The following is a 23,211-nucleotide window of genomic DNA, read 5'->3' on the forward strand; positions in this document are numbered from 1 at the left end:
AAAATATCCTCGACAACGCGAGGATATTTTTAAAAGGCTGGTGCGCTCGGTTTGATGAGCTAAGCGTTTTTCATGATACGTGGAATGGTATCATCGCTGCGTAGTGTTAGTACTTCACAGCCAGTATCGGTAACAACGAGAGTGTGTTCCCACTGAGCAGAGTTCTTGCTGTCTGCCGTATAAACTGTCCAGCTATCTTCGTCATCTAGGCGGCAACCAAACTTACCCGCATTGATCATAGGCTCGATAGTGAAACACATCCCCGCTTTTAGCACGGTACGGTCGTTGTTTTTGTAGTGAACCACTTGTGGATCTTCGTGGAACTCAGAACCAATGCCGTGGCCGCAGTAATCTTTTACGATCGAGAACTTAGCGCGTGGGTTATTCTTATTGTTTGTTTTGATGTACTTCTCGATCGCCGTACCGATTTGACCAAGTTGAACTCCAGGCTTAACTTGACGCATGCCTTCGTAAAGGGCTTCTTGAGCAACCATGCATAGGCGTTTGTTTGCCGGTGATACATCACCAACTAAGAACATCTTAGATGTGTCACCATGGTAACCTTGTGGACGAACGCTTAGGTCTGCGTTTTCGTCATCAGGTATGATTACCGTGATATCAACGTTCAGAATGTCGCCATCTTTTAGTACCGCAGGTTTGAATTGACCCGTGCTACCCGTCTCGTCTTGTGATGCTGGAATACCGTGACACACAATGTGGTTGATAGACGTACAGATTGACTTAGGGAAACCGTGGTAATCAAGTGGTGCTGAGTATGCGCCTCTTTCCATTGCGTAGTCGTGACAGATTTGGTTTAGCTCTTCTGTCGTTGTACCTACTTGGATATGAGGTTCGATCATCTCTAGAATTTCAGAAGCCAGCTTACAAGCGACGCGCATTTTTTGAATTTCTTCAGCAGTTTTAATTTTTACAGCCATTGCATATCTCTTAATTGGGTAGCACCTAAGTGTGCATATTTGGGCTATTCTAGCAGTGCAGCATTTTAGCGCAACATTCCCATGCCCATTCAATGCTGGTGGAAACACCCCAAACTAAGTTAATAACGTTCTGTTTGATGATGTTGATGTGAATGGTTTAGGCCGCTATTTATAGGTAAAAACGGATGATAACGTTCATTATAGTCGTTGCCATTCTTAGAATTTTTGCTAGCCACAGATAGACAAAATATGGTATAAAGCGCGCCGGACGTCAGGACTGTTTTCTCCAATTGGCGAAACAAGCTTGTGTCCACTAACTTATTTCTTTAAATCACACACATTCCGACACATGTTCCGGGGTGCCTCAACAACGCAGATAACGGCTGAAAAGTGGTTAGTTGTTAGGGGTCGGATTCATGGGGGATGTGGAGGCCTAACCCCATAGAGGATTTTAAAATGGCAACTGTATCAATGCGCGATATGCTTAAAGCTGGTGTTCACTTCGGTCACCAAACTCGTTACTGGAACCCAAAAATGAAGCCATTCATCTTTGGTGCTCGTAACAAAGTACATATCATCAACCTAGAAAAAACTGTACCAATGTTCAACGACGCTCTAGCTGAAATCGCTAAAGTTGGCGAGAAGAAAGGTAAAGTTCTTTTTGTTGGTACTAAGCGCGCTGCATCTGAAGCTGTTAAAGAAGCTGCTATCAACAGCAACCAGTTCTACGTTAACAACCGCTGGTTAGGCGGTATGCTAACGAACTACAAAACTGTTCGTCAGTCTATTAAGCGTCTGAAAGAACTTGAAGCGCAAGCTCAAGACGGTACTTTCGACAAGCTTACTAAGAAAGAAGCTCTAATGCGTACTCGCGAAATGGAGAAGCTAGAGAAGTCTCTTGGTGGTATCAAGAACATGGGCGGCCTACCAGACGCTCTATTCGTAATCGATGCTGATCACGAACACATCGCAGTTAAAGAAGCAAACAACCTAGGTATCCCAGTTTACGCTATTGTTGATACTAACTCTAACCCAGACGGCGTTGACTTCGTTATCCCAGGTAACGATGATGCAATCCGTGCAGTACAGCTTTACCTAAATGCTGCTGCAGACGCGGTTAAAGAAGGTCGTAACAAAGATGTTGCTGCTGTAGCTGCTGAAAAAGACGGTTTTGTAGAAGCTGAATAATAGCGGCTCTGAGCCATATTTAGTTCACATTAAGTAATCATAATAGATGGCTTGAGGAACTGAATACAGTCAATATCAGGGGCCAATTAATGAGGCCCCTGTTTTTTATCTTTTTTAGAATTTACTGAGGAATAGAGAATGGCAACTGTAACTGCAGCTCTAGTTAAAGAACTTCGTGAACGCACAGCTGCGGGCATGATGGAATGTAAAAAAGCGCTTGTTGCTGCTGAAGGCGACATCGAGCTAGCAATTGAAAACATGCGTAAATCTGGTGCAGCAAAAGCAGCTAAAAAAGCTGGTAACGTTGCGGCTGAAGGCGCAATCATCATCAAAGAAGCAAACGGCGCTGCTGCTCTTCTTGAAGTTAACTGCCAAACTGATTTCGTTGCTAAAGATGCAGGTTTCCTTGCATTCGCTAACGAAGTTGCTGAAGTTGCTCTAGCAGAGCGTCTAGAGATCGCAGATCTTCAAGCTAAATTTGAAGACGCGCGTATCGCACTAGTAACTAAGATCGGTGAAAACATCAACATCCGTCGCGTACAATTCGTTGAAGGTGTTGCTCTAGCTTCTTACCGTCACGGTGAGAAAATCGGTGTTGTTGTTGCTGGTGAAGGCGAAGCTGAAACTCTTAAGCACATTGCAATGCACGTTGCTGCATCACGTCCTGAGTTCCTAAACCCAGAAGACGTACCTGCAGACGTAGTTGAGAAAGAAAAAGCAGTTCAAGTTGAAATCGCTATGAACGAAGGCAAACCAGCTGAAATCGCAGAGAAAATGGTTGTTGGCCGTATGAAGAAATTCACGGGCGAAATCTCTCTAACTGGTCAAGCTTTCATCATGGAGCCTAAGCAAACTGTTGGCGCTATCCTTAAAGAGAAAGGCGCTTCAGTATCTAGCTTCGTACGTCTAGAAGTTGGTGAAGGCATCGAGAAAACTGCTGAAATGAGCTTCGCTGACGAAGTTGCAGCGGTACAAAAAGGTTAATCCTTAGCGTATTGTTTGAAAAAAGACCGTGGCAATTGCTGCGGTCTTTTTATGAATAGTGACTTATTTTTTGCTCGCAATGTTAGCGGTTATGAATGCGAACTGACATCTTCAGTTTTTATCCATGACTGTTAATCACAACTCTTTGGAAGGTAAACTCCATGACTACGAACCCTAAACCAGCGTATCAACGTATTCTGTTAAAACTTAGCGGTGAAGCACTACAAGGCGAAGAAGGTTTTGGTATTGACCCGACGATCTTGGATCGTATGGCTCAAGAAGTAAAAGAATTGGTTGAACTAGGTGTTCAAGTCGGTGTTGTTATCGGTGGCGGTAACCTTTTCCGCGGTGCTGGTCTTGCTGAAGCCGGTATGAATCGCGTTGTTGGTGACCACATGGGTATGCTTGCAACGGTAATGAACGGCCTTGCAATGCGTGACGCTCTACACCGTGCTTATGTGAATGCACGTGTAATGTCAGCAATCCCTCTTAAAGGTGTGTGTGACGACTACAATTGGGCAGACGCAATCAGTCAACTACGTCAAGGTCGTGTTGTGATCTTCTCTGCTGGTACTGGTAACCCATTCTTCACTACGGATTCTGCTGCATGTTTACGTGGTATCGAAATCGAAGCTGACGTCGTTCTAAAAGCGACAAAGGTAGATGGTGTATTTACTGCTGACCCTGTAGCAAACCCAGAAGCAGAGCTGTATGATACGTTGTCTTACAATACAGTTCTTGATAAAGAACTTAAAGTAATGGATTTGGCTGCATTTACGCTAGCACGTGATCACAAAATGCCAATCCGTGTATTTAACATGAATAAACCAGGCGCACTACGTCGCGTGGTTATGGGTGAAACTGAAGGTACATTAATCAGCGACGCTGACTAATTTTTCGGGCTTACTGATGTGTTCTACTTCAGTAAGCTTATCCTTATCACTCCAAATAAAAAGCTTTCTTGAAGAAAGAACATAATCAAGGTGAAATTGTGATTAACGAAATTAAAAAAGACGCTCAAGAGCGCATGGTAAAAAGTGTTGATGCACTAAAAAACAGCCTGCAAAAGATTCGTACGGGTCGTGCTCACCCTAGCTTACTTTCTGGCATTACTGTGGAGTACTACGGTGCACCAACGCCTTTGACTCAAGTCGCGAACGTGATTGCAGAAGATGCGCGAACACTAGCAATTACAGTGTTTGATAAAACACTGACGCCTCTAGTAGAAAAAGCGATCATGACATCTGACCTGGGTTTAAACCCTATGTCAGCTGGTACAGTTATTCGTGTTCCACTTCCACCGCTAACGGAAGAGCGTCGTAAAGACCTCGTGAAAATTGTTCGTGGCGAAGCTGAAGGTGGCCGTGTTGCTATCCGTAATATCCGTCGTGACGCGAATGGCGATCTAAAAGCGCTTCTTAAAGATAAAGAAATCTCTGAAGACGAAGATCGTAAAGCACAAGACGAAATTCAAAAGCTAACTGACGCTGCGGTTAAGAACGTAGATGAAGTTCTAGCCACTAAAGAAAAAGAGTTGATGGAAGTTTAACTTCCCATATTCTTTTCTTTCCGGAAAAACGCTGTACTCACTGTTCAGCGTTTTTTTATGCTACTCTGTTCGACTATTAGAATTTGATTCACTCTTTTATGCATAATTCTCAAGCGTTCACAGACTCTCTTCCTAAACACATTGCTATCATCATGGACGGCAATGGCCGCTGGGCAAAAGCTCAGGGCAAACCTCGCGTCTTTGGCCATAAAAACGGCGTTCAGGCTGTTCGTAAAACCATCTCTTCTGCTGCCAGGCTTGGCATTAAAGCCGTTACTTTATTTGCATTTAGTAGTGAAAACTGGCGTCGTCCTGAAGAAGAAGTCGGAATCTTGATGGAACTGTTTATTTCAGTGCTGTCGAGCGAAGTGAAAAAGCTTCATAAGAATAATCTACAACTTCGTGTTATTGGTGATAAAAGTCGTTTTAATGATCGACTACAAAAGAAGATAGAAGAAGCGGAAGCTTTGACTAGCACTAATACCGGTATGGTTATTAATATTGCGGCTAACTACGGCGGAAAGTGGGATATTCAGCAAGCAATGACCTCTATTGCTCAAAAGGTAAAGTCTGGCAATATTAATGTAGAAGACATTGATGAAGCTATGATTACACAACACCTTACGATGTCTGATATTCCTGAGGTTGATCTACTTATTCGTACCAGTGGTGAGTGCCGCATTAGCAACTTTATGCTTTGGCAGTTGGCTTACGCTGAAATGTATTTCACTGAACAATTCTGGCCAGACTTTAATGAAGACAGCTTAGTTGAAGCTGTGACTTGGTTTGTAAACCGTGAGCGTCGCTTTGGATGCACCGGTGAGCAAATTAAAGCTCTGATGGACAGTTAATAAGGATTTTTTGGTTTGAAACAACGAATTATTACGGCGTTGATTTTGGCTCCCCTAGTTATTCTAGGTATTTTTGAGTTATCACTTCCCACTTTTATTCTTTCACTATCAGTCATTGCGCTGTTGGGTTTTTGGGAGTGGACTCAATTTGTTGAAAGTAAATCGCGTTATTTAGCGTTGATTCCAACAGTTGTTATAAGTGCTGCAAGTTTTGCTTTTATTCCTTTTGATGCATTTAGCCTTAATAACTTATCTAGTGCTCACTACGCCATTCTAACTATTGGCTCGATTTGGTGGGTTATAGCGAGTGGTATGGCAGTGACTTACCCTAAGTCTATGCCTGCATGGAAAGGTTCATTGCTACTCCGTCATGCGTTTGGTGTCCTGACTCTGCTTCCTTTCTTCTGGAGCGTGGTTATCTTGCGTGCTAATGGTATCGATGTTGACCCTTACCATGGTGCAAAACTCGTGATGTTCGTTTGCTTGCTGGTGTGGGCTGCAGACAGTGGTGCTTATTTTGCAGGAAAGAGTTTTGGTAAGCGTAAAATGGCGCCAGCGGTAAGCCCGAATAAGACGATTGAAGGTCTGGTTGGTGGCATTATTACTGCGGTGATCGTGGCTTGGATCTTTGCTGATTTGTTTGACATCCAGTTTACAAGCCCTTTCCACATGATTGTTATTACTCTTGTGACCGTCGTTATCTCTGTGCTTGGTGACCTTGTTGAAAGCATGTTTAAGCGTGTTTCTGGGGTGAAAGACAGCAGTAATCTGATTCCTGGTCATGGTGGTATACTTGATAGAATAGATAGCTTAACGGCTGCATTCCCTGTCTTTGCTCTGCTTTATTTAGCATTCTAATAAAAAGGGCAGTGATTCTGCCCTTTATTACATTTCTACGGTCATATGTGATGCGAAATCTAACTATCCTTGGCGCTACCGGCTCAATTGGTGCAAGTACACTAAAAGTCGTTGAGCAAAACCCAGACCTCTATTCGATTGTGGCATTGGCTGCTGGCTCGAATGTTAAAAAGATGCTGGCACTCGTTGAAAAGTGGCAACCAAGCTATGTTGCTATGGCTTGCCCTGATGCAGCGTCTCTGTTGGTTGAAATGTTGTCTGCGGATTACCCGAACGTGCAAGTGCTTTCAGGAGCTGAAGGCATGTGTCAGGTCGCTTCCCTAGATGAAGTGGATACAGTAATGGCTGCGATTGTTGGTGCGGCGGGATTACTTCCTACGATGTCTGCGGTTGAAGCGGGTAAGCGTATTTTACTGGCTAACAAAGAAGCCTTGGTGATGTCTGGGCAGTTGTTTATCGACGCTGTGGAAAAATACGGTGCAGAGCTTCTTCCTGTCGATAGTGAGCACAACGCTATCTTTCAGTGTCTGCCGCAAAACGTACAAACTAATCTAGGTCGTTGTGACTTGGAAGAGAACGGTATCAACCATATTCTCTTGACGGGCTCTGGCGGTCCTTTCCGCTATAGCGATATTGAAGAGCTTGAGTCAGTGACACCAGAAAGAGCGATCGCACACCCCAACTGGTCTATGGGGCCTAAAATATCTGTCGACTCTGCGACTATGATGAACAAAGGTTTAGAGTACATTGAAGCTAAATGGTTATTCAATGCCTCTCAGGAGCAGTTAAAGGTCATCATTCACCCTCAGTCTGTGATTCACTCTATGGTCCAGTATAAGGATGGTTCTGTGCTTGCTCAGATGGGCGAACCCGATATGGCGACACCAATCGCCTTGACGATGTCTTACCCTGCTCGTATTGAAGCCGGTGTTAAGCCTTTGGACTTCACTAAAGTGAGCGAGCTGACCTTTTTAGAACCAGACTTTAGTCGTTATCCGTGTTTGAGGTTAGCAATTGAAGCCTGCTATTTAGGGCAACATGCAACAACGGCAATTAACGCTGCAAACGAAATTGCAGTCGATGCTTTCTTGAGTAATCAAGTGAAGTTTACCGATATTGCTGTCATTAACGAACATGTTATGAGCAAAGTATGTGAACAACATAACTCTGAGAGCTTAGATAGCTTGGAAAGCCTTCTCGAGCTAGATAATATGTCTCGTCAAATAGCCATTCAATTTATTAAAGAGCAACTAACATGAGTGGAATTCTGTGGAACTTCGCATCTTTTATTGTAGCGCTTGGCATTCTGGTCGCTGTTCATGAATTTGGACATTTCTGGGTCGCTCGCCGTTGTGGTGTAAAAGTTGAAAAATTCTCGATCGGTTTTGGTAAATCAATCTGGAGCAAAGTTGGCCGTGATGGTACTGAATATAGCCTGTCAGTGATCCCACTGGGCGGCTACGTTAAAATGCTTGATGGTCGTGTTGATGATATCTCTGAAGGACAACAGCAGTACGCTTTTGACAAAAAGCCGTTGTGGAAGCGAACCGCGATTGTGGGGGCTGGCCCTGCATTCAACTTTATCTTTGCGGTGTTCGCGTATTGGTTAGTATTTTTGATCGGTGTGCCAGCGGTTAAGCCCGTAATTGGTGAAGTCACTCCGCAATCTATTGCAGCACAAGCCGGAATTGAAACTGGGATGGAACTTAAATCTGTTTCAGGAATCAAAACCGCAGATTGGGAATCAGTTAATATGGGGTTGATATCTCATATAGGTGATCAATCCATGACAGTAACGGTTGCTTCTCAAGACGATATCGGCTTTGAACAGCAAATGACATTGGATATTTCAGAGTGGTCGTTCAACCCAGAAACTGAATCTGCAATGACAACGCTTGGTTTTAGACCGTACTCTCCAGAGATATCGACAGTGCTTGCTCAAGTCATTGATGATGGCGCGGCATATCATGCAGGGCTAGAAGCCGGCGATAAAATTGTTGAGATCAACGGGCAATCTATTGAACAGTGGCAGTCGGTTGTGGACCTCATTCGTGCAAACCCAATGACCTCATTGGACATGGTCGTGTTGCGAAATGGTATTGAGAAGTCATTAGTTATGACGCCAAAAAGTCGAGAGCTTTCTGATGGCTCTACAATCGGCTATGCGGGTATTGCTCCGGAAGTCGCAGAATGGCCAGAAGATTATCGCTTTGAGTTACAATTTGGTGTAGTTGAGTCTGTAGGAAAAGCATTTGATAAAACAGGTCAAATCATCGGTTTGACGCTGACAATGCTTAAGAAGCTCATCGTTGGCGATGTTGGCTTAAACAACTTGAGTGGCCCTATTTCAATCGCTAAAGGTGCAGGTACAACCGCCGATTATGGTCTGGTTTACTTCTTAGGCTTTTTGGCTCTGATTAGTGTTAACTTGGGTATTATTAATTTAGTTCCGCTGCCTATGCTTGATGGCGGACATTTGCTCTTTTTCGCTATTGAGGCCGTTACTCGTAAACCGGTACCTGAGAGAGTTCAGGAAATGGGATACAGAGTGGGAGGGGCAATCCTCTTCTCTTTGATGGCTCTGGCAATATTTAACGATTTTACTCGTCTGTGAATGGTTTCTCACAGGCATTGGTAGTAGCAAGGAATAATTAGAATAAGTATGGCGATTAAGCAAATTCTGTTCGCAAGTCTATTGGCCACTAGTGTGGCTGCGAACGGAGCACAAAACTTTGTAGTTCAAGATATTAAGATCGAAGGTTTACAGCGTGTTGCACTTGGTGCTGCTCTACTGAAAATGCCAGTGCGTATTGGCGATGAAGTGGATGAAGGCGACGTATCTGAGATCATTCGTGCATTGTATGCTTCAGGTAACTTTGAGGACGTTAAAGTACTTCGTGATGAAGGTGTATTGATTGTTCAAGTTCAAGAACGACCAACCATTGCAAGTATTTCATTCTCTGGTAACAAAGCGATCAAAGAAGAGCAGCTTCAGCAGAACCTTGATGCGTCTGGTGTCCGTGAAGGTGAAGCGCTTGACCGCACAACGCTGAGTAATATAGAGAAAGGTCTTGAAGACTTTTACTACAGTGTTGGTAAGTACAACGCGACAGTTAAAGCGGTAGTCACGCCTTTGCCGCGTAACCGTTCAGACCTTAAGTTTGTGTTTACTGAAGGTGTGTCCGCTAAGATTCAGCAAATCAACTTTATCGGTAATGAAGTTTTCTCTGATGCTGACCTGCTTAGCCGTTTCAACCTCAACGTAGACGTTTCATGGTGGAACTTCCTTGCGGATGAGAAGTACCAGAAGCAAGTCTTAGCCGGCGATATAGAAGCGCTGAAGTCGTACTACCTTGATCGTGGTTACCTTAAATTTAAAGTGGACTCAACACAGGTTGCTATCTCTCCTGATAAGAAAGGCGTTTATATCACGCTGGGTATTGATGAAGGTGAAGCTTACACCGTTAAAGATGTCGCATTTCGTGGTGAGCTTATTGGTCGCGAGGCGGATTTTGATGCTCTAGTACCATTTGAAGATGGCGATACGTACAACGGCTCCTCTGTGACTTCACTAGAAGAAGGCGTAAAACGTATTCTGGGTGAGTCTGGTTATGCTTACCCACAAGTTCGTACTATTCCAGAATTCAATGACGAGACGAAAGAAGTTTCGCTCGTTATCAATGTAGAAGCGGGTAGCCGTATCTACGTGCGCGATATTCGTTTTACGGGTAACAACTCAACTAAAGATGAAGTGTTACGTCGTGAAATGCGTCAAATGGAAGGCAGCTGGCTCAACTCGAAATCAATCGATACCGGTAAGAGTCGCCTGAACCGTTTAGGTTATTTTGAAACCGTAGATGTACAAACGGTTCGTGTTCCTGGCAGCGAAGACCAAGTCGATTTGGTTTATAACGTTAAAGAAGCGAACTCGGGCAGTATTAACTTTGGTGTCGGTTATGGTACTGAGTCAGGTGTGAGCTTCCAAGTTGGCCTACAACAAGACAACTTTGCAGGTTCAGGTAACCGCGTTGGCGTAAGCGCCATGATGAATGATTATCAAAAGAATATAAGCTTAGATTACCGTGACCCATACTGGAACCTTGATGGTGTGAGTTTAGGTGGTAAGGTCTTCTATAACGAATTTGAAGCATCTGAAGCGGGTATTGTCGATTATACCAACCAAAGTTATGGTACAAGCCTAACATGGGGTTTCCCTATGGATGAGCTGAACCGTATTGAGTTTGGTGTCGGCTACACGCACAACAAGATCGGTAATGTTCCGACTTATATTCAGGTTGAACAGTTTGCACGAAGTATTGATCAATATGGTGACGAACATATCTTAACCGATGACTTTGACATCAATATCTCTTGGACTCGTAACAATCTGAACCGTGGTTTCTTCCCTACCGAGGGTAACCACCAACGTGCTTTCGCTAAAATGACAGTACCAGGTTCTGATGCTAAGTACTTTAAAGCTCAGTATGATGTAAAACATTACATCCCGCTGACCAAAAAGCATGAGTTCACACTATTGATGCGCGGCCGATTAGGCTATGGTAATGGTTATGGTCAAACGGATGGTAACGATAACTTGTTCCCATTCTACGAGAACTACTACGCGGGTGGCTTTACAACCTTACGTGGTTTTGGCTCTAACTCAGCGGGCCCAAAAGCAGTTTACGGAAGCAGTACGGGGAACAACCCGACTTACAGTTCTGCAACCGATGATTCAGTTGGTGGTAACGCGGTTGCTTTGGCAAGTTTAGAGTTAATCGTACCAACACCGTTTGCTTCTGACGAAGCTCGTAGCCAGATCCGAACCAGTGTCTTCTTTGACATGGCAAGTGTATGGGATACTGAATTCGTAGATCGCGGCGCACCTAATAGTGGCCGCCAGTATTACTACGACTACTCTGATCCAACAAACTACCGCTCATCTTATGGTGCCGCGCTTCAATGGATGTCACCGATGGGCCCACTGGTTTTCTCTCTAGCGAAACCAATTAAAATTTACGAAGGTGATGACGAAGAATTCTTTTCATTCACCATTGGTAGAACTTTCTAATATTTAAAGGACAATATTTTGAAAAATATGATTAAAGCAGCAGGTTTAGGCCTTGTGGTTCTTAGCTCTTCTTTCTTTGCAACAGCGGCAGAAGCTGCGCAAAAAGTGGGTTATGTAAACACTGCACAAGTATTCCAGGCTCTACCTCAACGCGAAGTTGTTCTTCAAAAAATGCAGGAAGAGTTCAAAGACAAAGCGGCTGAGCTACAAAGTATTCAAGCTGAAGCCAAAACGAAGATTGAAAAGCTTAAGCGTGATGGCGAGCTACTAGGTCCTGACGAAGTTGAGAAGCTTCGTATCGAAGTCGGTCAACTAGACAGCAAGTACAAAATCAAAGCTCAAGCACTAGAAAAAGCAAGCCAACGTCGTGAAGCACAAGAGAAGCAGAAGCTATTCAAAGTGATTCAAGATGCTGTAACAAAAGTTGCAGAGAAAGAAGGCTACGACATGATCGTTGATATTCAAGCTTTGCAATACGGCAAGCCAGAATACAACATCTCTGAGAAAGTAATTAAAGCACTGAAATAAGTTTTTATGAAGAACCTGACTTTAGCCGAATTGGCAACAATTACCGGTGGAGAGCTACATGGAGACGGGACTATTACCGTTTCAGCAGTTGCTCCTATGGATAAAGCGCAAGAAGGTAACATTACGTTCCTTTCTAACGTGAAGTACAGCAAGCACTTAGGTGACTGTAAAGCATCCGCTATTATGGTCAAAGAGAGTGAGCGTGAACTGTGTAAGACTAACGTGATTGTGGTTAATGACCCATACGTTGCTTTTGCTAAAGTGGCTCAAGCGCTTGATACTACTCCTGCACCTGCTGCGGCTATTGCTGATTCAGCTTCAATTTCAGGTGATGCGATCATTGGACAAAATGTGTCTATTGGTGCGAATGCTGTGATTGAGTCTGGTGTGGTACTTGGTGATGACGTGAGCATCGGTGCTGGCTGCTTCATTGGTAAAAACGCAAAAATTGGCACCGGCACTAAGCTGTGGGCTAATGTTAGCATTTACCATGAAGTTGTGATTGGCGAAGCATGTCTGATTCAATCAGGCACGGTTATCGGATCTGATGGTTTTGGTTATGCGAACGAGAAAGGTGAGTGGGTTAAGATACCGCAAGTCGGTTCAGTTCGTATTGGTCACCGCGTAGAAATCGGCGCGTGTACGACTATCGACCGCGGTGCTTTGGACGATACAGTGATTGAAGATAACGTTATCTTAGATAACCAACTTCAAATTGCTCACAATGTTCACATCGGATATGGTTCAGCTCTTGCTGGTGGTACTATTGTGGCTGGCAGCACGACGATAGGTAAGTACTGTATTATTGGTGGCGGTTGTGTGATTAATGGTCATATTGAAATCGTTGACGGCGTTACAATCACCGGTATGGGGATGGTAATGCGCAGCATCACTGAGAAAGGCATGTACTCTTCGGGGATTCCTTTACAGCCAAATAAAGATTGGCGTAAAACGGCAACGCGTGTACATCGTATTGATGAAATGAACAAGCGTCTGAAAACCGTTGAAAAACTTATCGAGAAGAGTGCGGAATCATAATTCCAGCATTTCTAATAAAAGGCTCGCGTACAGCGAGTCTTTTTCGTTTATAATCCTTCTAATTAAATAAAGAATATACATAGGAATACGACTTTGACTACTGAACAGACAACGATGAACATTACTGAAATTCAGGAACTATTACCTCATCGCTACCCATTCTTAATGGTTGATCGTGTGACTAGCTTTGAAAAAGCAAAAACACTTACCGCGATTAAGAATGTTTCTGTTAATGAACCTCAGTTTACGGGCCACTTTCCAAAGCTTCCAGTATTCCCAGGTGTGTTGATTTTAGAAGCAATGGCACAAGCAACAGGTCTTCTTGCATTTAAATCTTTTGGTTCACCTTCGGGTAATGAGCTTTACTATTTTGCTAGCGTAGATAAAGCTAAATTCCGTAAGCCAGTCGTACCAGGTGATCAATTGGTTATCGAAGTTGAATTCTTAAAAGAACGTCGTGGTATCGCATCGTTTAACGGCGTTGCTAAAGTTGATGGCGTAGTTGTATGTTCAGCTGAACTTAAATGTGCTCGTAGAGAGTTTTAATATGATTCATGAAACAGCGAAAATTCACCCGGCAGCAGTAATCGAAGGTGATGTAACTATCGGTGCTAACGTGACGGTTGGGCCTTTCACTTACATTGCTGGTAATGTGACTATTGGCGACGACACTGAAGTGATGTCGCATGTTGTGATCAAAGGTCACACAACGATTGGCAAAGAGAACCGCATTTTCCCACACGCAGTGATCGGTGAAGAGAACCAAGATAAGAAATACGGCGGTGAAGATACTACTGTTGTGATCGGTGATCGCAACGTGATTCGTGAAGCCGTTCAGATCCACCGTGGTACGACTCAAGACAAAGCAACCACAGTGATCGGTGACGACAACCTACTTTGTGTTAATGCTCACGTAGCGCACGATGTTATTGTTGGCAACCACACTCACATTGGTAACAACGCTATCCTTGGCGGTCACGTGACTGTTGGCGACTACGCTGGTGTAATGGCACTCTCTGCGATTCACCCGTTTTGTTCAATTGGCGCTTATGCTTACATTGGCGGTTGTTCTGCGGTAGTTCAAGATGTACTACCTTACGTACTTGCACAGGGTAACCATGCTGCTCCATTTGGTTTGAATCTTGTTGGCCTGAAGCGTAACGGGTTTGAGAAACCAGAAATTCGTGCACTACAGAAAGCGTACAAAGAGTTATACCGTTCAGGCAAAACACTTGAAGAAGCGAAAGCGGCTTTAGTTGAAATGGCGAAAGAGTTTACTTCGGTGGCCCCTATGCTAGAAATGCTAGAGAACTCTGAGCGCGGTATTATTCGTTAATACTTGGTGTGATTGGTATAAAAAAGATCGCTACTCGTTAGGCGGTCTTTTTTGTTTTAGGCAAGAAGGAAATTGAAAGAATATGGCACAGCAAGAATCACAAACCAATAGCTCGGGCTTTGTTTCGAATACACCATTGCGCATAGGTATCGTCGTCGGAGAGCTCTCTGGTGACACGCTTGGCGAGGGTTTCATCAAAGCAATAAAATCACAGTATCCGAATGCTGAGTTCGTAGGTATTGGCGGACCGAAAATGAAGGCTCTGGGTTGTGAATCTCTTTTCGAAATGGAAGAGCTTGCCGTAATGGGGTTAGTTGAAGTTTTGGGCCGTTTACCTCGCTTGTTAAAAGTGAAAGCGGAACTGGTGAAGTATTTCACTCAAAACCCACCCGATGTATTTGTTGGTATCGATGCGCCTGATTTCAACCTGAGGCTTGAGTTAGACCTTAAGAATGCAGGCATTAAAACGGTCCATTACGTGAGCCCTTCAGTATGGGCATGGCGTCCTAAGCGTATCTTTAAAATCGATAAAGCAACCGACTTGGTACTGGCGTTTCTGCCATTCGAGAAAGCGTTTTACGATAAATATAATGTTGCCTGTGAGTTTGTTGGCCATACACTGGCAGACGCAATTCCCTTGGATCCAAGCAAACAAGACGCTCGTGAGCTATTAGGTTTAGATCAAGACAAACAGTGGTTAGCCGTATTACCAGGCAGTCGTGGTGGTGAGATGGGGTTGATTGCTCAACCGTTTATCGAGACTTGCCAGCGCATTAAGCAAAAATACCCTGATATTAATTTTGTTGTTGCGCTCGTTAATGAACAGCGCAAAAAACAGTTTACTGAAATTTGGCAAACAACAGCGCCTGAGCTTGAATTTACATTAGTGGAAGATACTGCAAGAAACGTAATTACTGCGGCTGATTCTGTACTTTTGGCTTCAGGTACTGTTGCTCTTGAGTGTATGCTGCTAAAGCGTCCAATGGTTGTTGGCTATAAAGTGAATAAGTTGACGGGCTACATTGTCAAGAAGCTCGCTATCACTGAGTTTGTATCACTGCCGAATATTCTGGCGGGCGAAGAGATCGTGAAAGAGCATATTCTTGAAGAGTGCCATCCTGATTTCTTGTTCCCATCTGTCGATAAAATGCTGTCTGCCGATAACAGTGGCTTGATCGAACGTTTTACCGAGATGCACCATTGGATCCGTAAAGACGCTGATAAGCAAGCCGCCAACGCGGTGCTGAAATTGATCGGCCGAGAGTGTGTTGAATCATAGAGTGCAGCTCCCTAAAGCACTGACTTATTAGTTACAAAGAGAATTTTCATGGCAGTAAAAGAGAAAAAAGAGCTTCCTCCGTTTGAATACCCACAAGGCTACCTGTTGTTTGCTGGCGTGGATGAAGTTGGGCGTGGACCGTTAGTGGGAGATGTTGTGACAGCTGCCGTTATCCTCGATCCTAATAACCCAATTGAAGGCTTAAACGACTCAAAAAAATTGTCTGAGAAGAAACGTCTTGCGCTGCTTCCTGAGATAAAAGAGAAAGCACTGGCATGGTCGGTTGGTCGTTGCTCTCCGCAAGAAATTGATGAGTTGAACATTCTACAAGCAACCATGGTCGCAATGCAGCGCGCGATCGCTGGGTTGAGTGTTCAACCTGATATGGCACTGATCGATGGCAACCGTGTTCCTCAACTGTCAATGGACGGTTTGGCCATTGTGAAGGGCGATTTACGAGTGGCAGAGATCAGTGCGGCGTCTATTATCGCTAAAGTGGTTCGCGACCAAGAGATGGAAGATCTTGATAAACTTCACCCAGAATTTGGTTTTGCTAAACACAAAGGTTACCCGACTAAGGCGCATTTCGAGGCAATTGAAAAACACGGTGTAACCGAGCATTACCGCAAGAGCTTTAAGCCAGTAAAGCGTATTCTTGGAATAGATTAGAGCGCATTGATTAAGCTTTATGTTGATTAGAGCTGGGCATCGAATAAAGTTGCTTAGTGATGCTAGAAAAAAATAGAATACACACAGTTGTAACCCTAGGCTAAAACCTAGAATTCAGGAAAAATAATGTCAGATCCAAAATTTGTTCACCTACGCGTACACAGTGATTTTTCGATGGTGGATGGCCTATCTAAGGTACCGCCATTGGTCAAAAAAATCGCTGAAATGGGTATGCCTGCTCTAGCACTTACCGACTTTACCAACCTTTGTGGTTTGGTTAAGTTCTACGGTACTGCCCATGGGTGCGGGGTTAAGCCAATTATTGGTGCTGACTTCTTGATGCAGTCTCCAGATTTCGGTGATGAGTTGACGAAACTCACCGTCATTGCAACCGATAATAAAGGTTATAACAACCTAACGCTGCTGATATCAAAAGCCTACCTTCGTGGTCATATACAGCATCAGCCTGTTATTGATAAAGAGTGGTTAATTGAGCATGCCGAAGGTCTGATCATCCTATCAGGCGCGAAAGAAGGCGAGATTGGTAAGGCACTACTGAAAGGTAATCGTGAACTGGTTACAAGCAATGTCGAGTTTTACAAAACGTACTTCCCAGACCGCTTTTACCTGGAACTGATTCGTACCGGACGTCCAGACGAAGAGTCTTACTTGCACTTTGCGTTAGAACTTGCTGAACAAGCAGACTTGCCTGTTGTAGCGACCAACGAAGTTGTGTTCTTAACTGAAGACTTGTTTGATGCTCATGAAATTCGAGTTGCGATTCATGATGGCTACACCATGGTCGATCCTCGTCGTCCTAAAAACTACAGCGCGCAACAGTACCTTCGTAGCGAAGAGGAGATGTGTGAACTTTTTTCTGATATCCCTGAAGCGCTTGAGAACAGTGTTGAGATTGCTAAGCGTTGTAACGTAACCGTTCGTCTAGGTGAATACTTCCTACCTAACTTCCCAACGGAAGGTTTGGCGATTGAAGACTTCCTGATCAAGAAATCTGAAGAAGGCCTTGAGCGACGTTTAGCCTTTCTATTTCCTGATGAAAAGGTTCGAGCCGAACGTCGTCCTGAGTACGATGAACGACTTAAAATCGAGCTCGAAGTTGTCAACAACATGGGTTTCCCTGGCTACTTCTTGATCGTAATGGAATTCATCCAGTGGTCAAAAGATAACGATGTGCCGGTAGGTCCGGGTCGTGGTTCTGGTGCCGGTTCTCTAGTAGCTTACGCCTTAGATATCACCGACCTCGATCCACTTGAATACGACTTGCTGTTCGAACGTTTCTTGAACCCAGAACGTGTCTCGATGCCCGATTTCGATATCGACTTCTGTATGGATAAGCGTGACCAAGTTATTGATCACGTTGCTGAAATGTACGGTCGTGATGCGGTTTCTCAGATCATCACCTTTGGTACCATGGCGGCGAAAGCGGTAATCCGTGACGTCGGCCGTGTGCTTGGTCATCCGTTTGGTTTTGTGGACCGAATTTCTAAGCTTGTTCCGCCAGACCCGGGCATGACGCTAGAAAAAGCCTTCCTTGCTGAGCCTGCATTGCCAGAGCTTTACGATGGTGATGAAGAGGTTCGCGAACTGATTGATAAGTGTCGTATCCTTGAAGGCTGTACGCGAAATGCCGGTAAGCACGCGGGGGGGGTTGTTATTTCACCAACCACGATTACCGACTTTGCGCCCATTTATGCTGATGCGGAAGGTCACTTCCCTGTAACGCAGTTCGACAAGAATGACGTTGAAACGGCTGGCTTGGTTAAGTTCGACTTCTTGGGCTTACGGACACTGACCATCATTGATTGGGCGTTAGGCCTAGTCAACCCTCGATTGAAGAGAGAAGGCAAAGAGCCGGTTCGTATTGAGTCGATACCTCTTGATGATAAAGCGTCGTTTAACCTATTACAAAATTCTGAAACTACCGCGGTATTCCAGCTGGAATCGCGTGGTATGAAAGACCTGATCAAACGTCTACAGCCCGACTGTTTTGAAGATATCATCGCATTGGTAGCTCTGTTCCGTCCGGGTCCTTTGCAATCGGGCATGGTAGATAACTTTATTGACCGTAAACACGGACGAGAAGCGGTATCGTACCCTGATGAAACATGGCAACATGATTCACTCAAAGAGACGCTAGAACCAACGTATGGCATCATCCTGTACCAAGAGCAGGTTATGCAAATCGCACAGATCCTCGCAGGCTATACGCTTGGTGGAGCGGACATGTTGCGTCGTGCAATGGGTAAGAAAAAGCCAGAAGAGATGGCAAAGCAGCGTAGTATTTTCAAAGAAGGTGCGGAAGCTAACGGCATTGATGGCGAACTGGCCATGAAAATCTTCGACTTGGTAGAGAAGTTTGCAGGTTACGGATTTAACAAATCTCACTCAGCGGCATACGCACTGGTTTCCTATCAAACGCTATGGCTGAAAACACATTACCCTGCTGAGTTTATGGCGGCGGTAATGACGGCGGATATGGATAACACCGAGAAGGTTATTGGCCTTGTTGATGAGTGTTTCCGTATGAAGCTCAAACTGCTGCCGCCTGATATCAACTCTGGACTATATCGCTTTAATGTGGATGAAGATGGCGCGATTGTTTATGGCATTGGCGCGATTAAAGGGGTAGGTGAAGGCCCTATTGAAGCGATCATAGAAGCGCGCAATAAGGGCGGTTACTTTAAAGATTTATTCGACTTCTGCGCGCGTCTTGATCTGAAAAAGGTCAACAAACGTGTTATCGAAAAGTTGATTCTATCCGGTGCGTTAGATAGATTAGGCCCTCACCGTGCGGCAATGATGGCATCTTTGAAAGATGCAGTTAAAGCGGCAAGCCAGCATCACCACGCCGAGTCTTTTGGTCAATCTGATATGTTTGGTGTGTTGACTGATGCTCCAGAAGAGGTTGAACATAAGTATACCCAAGTACCGAAATGGCCAGAAAAAGTTTGGCTTGAAGGTGAACGTGAAACGCTTGGTTTGTATTTAACGGGTCACCCGGTTAATGCTTATATCAAAGAGTTAGCGAAATACACCAGCTGTCGTTTGAAGGATGCCACGCCAACGCGTCGTGACCAGTCATTAACGATTGCTGGTTTGGTGATTGCGGCGAGAGTAATGACCACAAAACGTGGTACACGAATTGGTTTGATGACACTTGATGACCGATCGGGCCGAATGGAAGTGATGTTATTCTCTGATGCGCTCGATCGCTATGCTGAATTGCTCGAAAAAGACAAAATTGTGGTCGTTTCTGGACAGGTCAGCTTTGATGACTTCAACGGTGGGCTTAAAATGTCCGCGCGCGAGGTCATGGACTTAGGAAGCGCCCGTGAAAAATATGCTCGAGGGGTCTCGATATCTATCGACCAATCCCAGATTAATGATCAATTTTTTGAACGCTTTGGTCAAATCTTAGAACCTTATAGAGCCGGAACGGTCCCAGTCAATGTATACTACCAACGTGCCGACGCTAGAGCGCGGTTAACATTGGGCACAGGATGGCGTGTGACGCCAAGTGATACATTGCTAGACGAATTAAAACAGCTGCTTGGAAATAGCCAAGTAGAACTCGAATTTAACTAAAATTTAGCTTCGTGCATATGAAGCTGAATCAACAAGGATTCATAGATGAGCCTGAACTTTCTAGAATTTGAAAAGCCTATCGCTGAACTTGAAGCAAAAATCGAAGCGCTACGTGACGTTTCACGTCACGGTGGTGACGCAGCGGTAGATCTAGACAAAGAAATCGAACAACTAGAGAAAAAAAGCTTAGAGCTTAAACAGAAAATCTTTAGTGACTTAGGTGCATGGCAGGTAGCTCAACTTGCTCGTCACCCTCAACGTCCTTATACAAAAGATTACCTGGAGCATGCCTTCACAGAGTTTGAAGAGATGGCGGGTGATCGCGCTTACGCTGACGACAAAGCAATTGTGGGTGGTATGGCTCGTCTAAATGGCCGTCCTGTTATGGTTATTGGTCACCAGAAAGGTCGCGAGACGAAAGAAAAAGTGCTCCGTAACTTTGGTATGCCAAAGCCAGAAGGTTACCGTAAGGCGCTACGTCTAATGGAAACGGCTGAACGTTTCAATATGCCAATTATTACTTTTATCGACACAGCGGGCGCATACCCAGGTGTTGGGGCAGAAGAACGTGGCCAATCTGAAGCTATCGCGAAAAACCTAAAGGTTATGTCTGGTCTTTCAGTTCCTGTTATCTGTAACGTTGTGGGTGAGGGCGGTTCTGGTGGTGCACTAGCGATTGGTGTTGGTGACTACGTGAACATGCTTCAATACTCTACGTACTCAGTAATCTCTCCAGAAGGTTGTGCTTCAATCCTATGGCGCGATTCAGATAAAGCACCACAAGCCGCTGAAGCGATGGGCCTGATTGCGCCTCGTCTTAAAGAGCTTGAACTTATTGATGAAATCATTCCTGAGCCTTTAGGTGGCGCGCACCGCGACCCAGTACAAACCGCTCAGAACATGAAAGACATGTTAGTGAAGCAGCTAGAAGAACTAGAGCAGCTTGATAACGAAACGCTGCTTGAGCGTCGTTACCAGCGTCTAATGAGCTACGGCTACTGCTGATAAGTTGCCTTAGCGATAAGGCTGGCTATGCGAACAAGTGATGAAAGGGTTGGACTCAGTGCCAACCCTTTTTTATTATTATGACATTATCTCTTCACACACGATCTCCTGGTTTATTAGCCTCATGACACACTTAATTGATACCTTCACATCGGTACTTCATCAAAGCGCACTCAAACCTCGTCGGTTGATCGTCGCTTTCAGCGGTGGTGTCGATTCTAGAGTGTTATTGGAATTAGCCTCTCAATACGCAAAATCTCATGACATTGAGTGCTGTGCGGTACATGTACATCATGGTCTGAGTAAGAACGCAGATCTCTGGGCTGAACAATGCCAAACATGGTGTGATGCTTTGTCTATTCCATTGGCTATAGAACGAGTGTTGCTGGATCTCAACAGCGGAGAAAGTGTAGAAAAGCTCGCTCGAGATGCTCGATACCACGCCTTCAAACAACATATTCAATACGGCGATGTGCTTGTCACTGGTCAACACATCGATGACCAAGTAGAAACTTTCCTGTTAGCGTTAAAGCGTGGCAGTGGTCCAAAAGGACTCTCTTCTATGGCTAAAGTCATGCCGTTTTGTGATGCTCATATTGTTCGCCCACTGCTATCGGTAACCCGAACCGAGATTGAAGTAGCTGCTCACGACATGGGCTTAACTTGGGTCGAAGATGAGAGTAATCAGGACGTGCGTTTTGATCGAAACTTTATTCGTCATCAAGTGACGCCAGTTCTTACCGAGCGTTGGCCAAGCTTTCGTGAGTCGGTCAGTCGCAGTGCCCAACTCTGTGCAGAGCAAGAGTTATTGCTCGATGAGTTGCTTGAATCACACTTCCAGCAAGCTTTAGGAGATAGCCAGAGCTTAAGCATTGAGGCGTTATCTCAGCACTCCGATCTATTACGCGCACGCTTGTTAAGGATGTGGTTAAGCCATTGCAATCAATCGATGCCCAGTAAAAAACAGCTTAAGCTTATCTGGGATGAAGTGGCATGTGCTCAAGCGGACGCCAATCCTAAGCTAGTACTGAACGATGTCGAAGTGAGACGCTTTAATCATCACCTGTACATAGTGAAGGAGACTAAAGACTTGTCGTGTTGGCACGCTGATGTTGTGCTTGGTGATAACTTGGAGTTGCCCGATAGTTTAGGAAAGTTACAGTTAATGTTGTCATCGAATGATGCAGTATCGAATGGTCGTAATTCGCAAAACTTCAGCTTGAAGGATACAAGTGGAGTACTACGAATTACCTTTAACCCGGAAGGACTATCGGCTCATCCAATTGGGCGTGGACACAGCAGAAAGCTCAAAAAACTCTTTCAGGAATACCAAGTACCCAGCTGGTTACGGCGCAGAACGCCAATATTAATGGATGGTGATCGAGTGATCGCTGTTTTAGGCTTATTCGTAGATAAAGATTACCAAGGTCAAGATTGTGAAGTACTTTGGAGCAAGTAGAAAAAGTTTGTGTCACAATTCGACGTTACTTTAATAAAAATAATTAATGGAATATGCAATGAAGAAAATTACACTAGGATTAGTTCTTGGATTTGGACTATTGAGTGGTAACGCTCTGGCGGGGGATGTTGCTGCGGGTCAGGCTAAAGCAGCAATCTGTGCGGCATGTCATGGTGCAGATGGTATCGCAGTGATCCCAGGTTATCCCAACCTGAAAGGACAAAACGAGCAGTACCTTGTTTCATCGATTAATGCGTACAAAACAAAGCAGCGTAACGGTGGCTTGGCTGCTGTTATGCAGGCTCAAGCATCAATGCTGAGTGATGAAGATATCGCGAATCTAGCGGCTTACTACGCAAGTCTTAAGTAAAGTGTTCTAAAAGCGCTGATCAAACAAGATGATAAATTTCGAGCCAGAGCTTTAAAGCTCTGGCTTTTTTCATTGAATGTTTACTATAGCTAACCGATAATGAGTCATTCATACAGTTTAAGGGATGAACATGAAAAAGATTGAAGCCATTATCAAGCCATTCAAACTTGATGATGTACGTGAAGCACTTGCAGAAGTGGGTATTACGGGCATGACAGTATCTGAAGTGAAAGGCTTTGGACGCCAGAAGGGCCATACTGAGTTATACCGTGGCGCCGAGTACATGGTCGACTTTTTACCTAAAGTGAAGTTAGAAATTGTTGTGACCGACGAAGTGGCTGACCAATGTGTTGATACCATTATCGAAACGGCGCAAACGGGTAAAATTGGCGACGGTAAGATCTTCATTACTGACGTTGAACGTGTGGTACGTATTCGTACTGGAGAGGAAGACGAAGACGCCGTATAAAAAAGCGATTACCCTA

The 23,211-nt window shown here is 44.5% G+C and carries 21 protein-coding genes; 20 read left to right on the forward strand and 1 reads right to left on the reverse strand.

All coding sequences use genetic code 11. The features are described from left to right. Positions 1–59: 59 nt before the first annotated feature. Complete coding sequence (gene map / locus OCU50_RS03365; RefSeq protein WP_060468331.1) at positions 60–938, reverse strand: type I methionyl aminopeptidase; 879 nt, start codon at positions 936–938, stop codon at positions 60–62. Between the two features lie 456 nt (positions 939–1,394). Between map and rpsB the strand changes: the two genes are divergently transcribed. The 20 genes from rpsB to glnB all read left to right on the forward strand — a co-directional run bounded on the left by rpsB (position 1,395) and on the right by glnB (position 23,195). Further along, positions 1,395–2,126, forward strand: a complete 732-nt coding sequence (rpsB, locus tag OCU50_RS03370; protein ID WP_032547899.1) for a 30S ribosomal protein S2 — start codon at positions 1,395–1,397, stop codon at positions 2,124–2,126. Between the two features lie 138 nt (positions 2,127–2,264). Further along, positions 2,265–3,110 (forward strand): translation elongation factor Ts, encoded by an 846-nt coding sequence (gene tsf, locus OCU50_RS03375; protein ID WP_060468330.1) that lies wholly within the window; start codon positions 2,265–2,267, stop codon positions 3,108–3,110. A 161-nt stretch (positions 3,111–3,271) separates the two neighbouring features. Further along, positions 3,272–4,003, forward strand: a complete 732-nt coding sequence (gene pyrH, locus OCU50_RS03380) for a UMP kinase (protein WP_017056304.1) — start codon at positions 3,272–3,274, stop codon at positions 4,001–4,003. 98 nt (positions 4,004–4,101) lie between these two features. Next, entirely contained in the window at positions 4,102–4,659 is a 558-nt protein-coding gene (gene frr / locus OCU50_RS03385) for a ribosome recycling factor (protein WP_017056305.1), read from the forward strand. Positions 4,660–4,757: 98 nt separating this feature from the next. Further along, positions 4,758–5,510, forward strand: coding sequence for an isoprenyl transferase (locus tag OCU50_RS03390; protein ID WP_017056306.1), 753 nt, complete (start codon positions 4,758–4,760; stop codon positions 5,508–5,510). Between the two features lie 15 nt (positions 5,511–5,525). Next, complete coding sequence (locus OCU50_RS03395; RefSeq protein WP_060468329.1) at positions 5,526–6,368, forward strand: phosphatidate cytidylyltransferase; 843 nt, start codon at positions 5,526–5,528, stop codon at positions 6,366–6,368. A gap of 50 nt (positions 6,369–6,418) precedes the next feature. Next, the gene (ispC, locus tag OCU50_RS03400) at positions 6,419–7,627 is read left to right on the forward strand and encodes a 1-deoxy-D-xylulose-5-phosphate reductoisomerase (RefSeq protein ID WP_060468328.1); all 1,209 of its coding nucleotides are present in this window, start codon (positions 6,419–6,421) and stop codon (positions 7,625–7,627) included. Continuing rightward, a complete protein-coding gene (rseP, locus tag OCU50_RS03405) occupies positions 7,624–8,982 on the forward strand; it encodes a sigma E protease regulator RseP (protein ID WP_060468327.1) in 1,359 nt (452 codons plus the stop codon). The genes ispC and rseP overlap by 4 nt, the downstream gene beginning before the upstream one ends. Before the next feature lie 48 nt (positions 8,983–9,030). Continuing rightward, positions 9,031–11,436: an outer membrane protein assembly factor BamA gene (gene bamA / locus OCU50_RS03410; RefSeq protein WP_017056310.1), complete on the forward strand. Its 2,406-nt coding sequence runs from the start codon at positions 9,031–9,033 to the stop codon at positions 11,434–11,436. 27 nt (positions 11,437–11,463) lie between these two features. Beyond that, complete coding sequence (locus tag OCU50_RS03415) at positions 11,464–11,964, forward strand: OmpH family outer membrane protein (RefSeq protein WP_017056311.1); 501 nt, start codon at positions 11,464–11,466, stop codon at positions 11,962–11,964. A 6-nt stretch (positions 11,965–11,970) separates the two neighbouring features. Beyond that, complete coding sequence (gene lpxD, locus OCU50_RS03420) at positions 11,971–13,002, forward strand: UDP-3-O-(3-hydroxymyristoyl)glucosamine N-acyltransferase (RefSeq protein WP_060468326.1); 1,032 nt, start codon at positions 11,971–11,973, stop codon at positions 13,000–13,002. A 93-nt stretch (positions 13,003–13,095) separates the two neighbouring features. Next, complete coding sequence (fabZ, locus tag OCU50_RS03425; protein ID WP_029626974.1) at positions 13,096–13,548, forward strand: 3-hydroxyacyl-ACP dehydratase FabZ; 453 nt, start codon at positions 13,096–13,098, stop codon at positions 13,546–13,548. Between the two features lies 1 nt (position 13,549). After that, on the forward strand, positions 13,550–14,338 hold the full coding sequence (lpxA, locus tag OCU50_RS03430; RefSeq protein ID WP_060468325.1) for an acyl-ACP--UDP-N-acetylglucosamine O-acyltransferase: 789 nt from the start codon (positions 13,550–13,552) through the stop codon (positions 14,336–14,338). 82 nt (positions 14,339–14,420) lie between these two features. Then, positions 14,421–15,617 (forward strand): lipid-A-disaccharide synthase, encoded by a 1,197-nt coding sequence (gene lpxB / locus OCU50_RS03435; RefSeq protein ID WP_060468324.1) that lies wholly within the window; start codon positions 14,421–14,423, stop codon positions 15,615–15,617. 48 nt (positions 15,618–15,665) lie between these two features. Further along, positions 15,666–16,286: a ribonuclease HII gene (gene rnhB / locus OCU50_RS03440; protein WP_060468323.1), complete on the forward strand. Its 621-nt coding sequence runs from the start codon at positions 15,666–15,668 to the stop codon at positions 16,284–16,286. A 126-nt stretch (positions 16,287–16,412) separates the two neighbouring features. Continuing rightward, the gene (dnaE, locus tag OCU50_RS03445) at positions 16,413–19,892 is read left to right on the forward strand and encodes a DNA polymerase III subunit alpha (RefSeq protein ID WP_060468322.1); all 3,480 of its coding nucleotides are present in this window, start codon (positions 16,413–16,415) and stop codon (positions 19,890–19,892) included. A gap of 45 nt (positions 19,893–19,937) precedes the next feature. Continuing rightward, the gene (gene accA, locus OCU50_RS03450) at positions 19,938–20,897 is read left to right on the forward strand and encodes an acetyl-CoA carboxylase carboxyl transferase subunit alpha (RefSeq protein ID WP_060468321.1); all 960 of its coding nucleotides are present in this window, start codon (positions 19,938–19,940) and stop codon (positions 20,895–20,897) included. A 124-nt stretch (positions 20,898–21,021) separates the two neighbouring features. Beyond that, positions 21,022–22,356 carry a tRNA lysidine(34) synthetase TilS gene (tilS, locus tag OCU50_RS03455; protein WP_060468437.1) on the forward strand — a complete coding sequence of 445 codons (1,335 nt, stop codon included), beginning with the start codon at positions 21,022–21,024 and terminating at the stop codon, positions 22,354–22,356. 58 nt (positions 22,357–22,414) lie between these two features. Then, positions 22,415–22,726: a c-type cytochrome gene (locus OCU50_RS03460; RefSeq protein ID WP_060468320.1), complete on the forward strand. Its 312-nt coding sequence runs from the start codon at positions 22,415–22,417 to the stop codon at positions 22,724–22,726. A gap of 130 nt (positions 22,727–22,856) precedes the next feature. Then, on the forward strand, positions 22,857–23,195 hold the full coding sequence (gene glnB, locus OCU50_RS03465) for a nitrogen regulatory protein P-II (RefSeq protein WP_004738609.1): 339 nt from the start codon (positions 22,857–22,859) through the stop codon (positions 23,193–23,195). Positions 23,196–23,211: the final 16 nt, after the last annotated feature.

It is taken from the genome of Vibrio toranzoniae, from assembly GCF_024347655.1.
Classification (GTDB): domain Bacteria; phylum Pseudomonadota; class Gammaproteobacteria; order Enterobacterales; family Vibrionaceae; genus Vibrio; species Vibrio toranzoniae.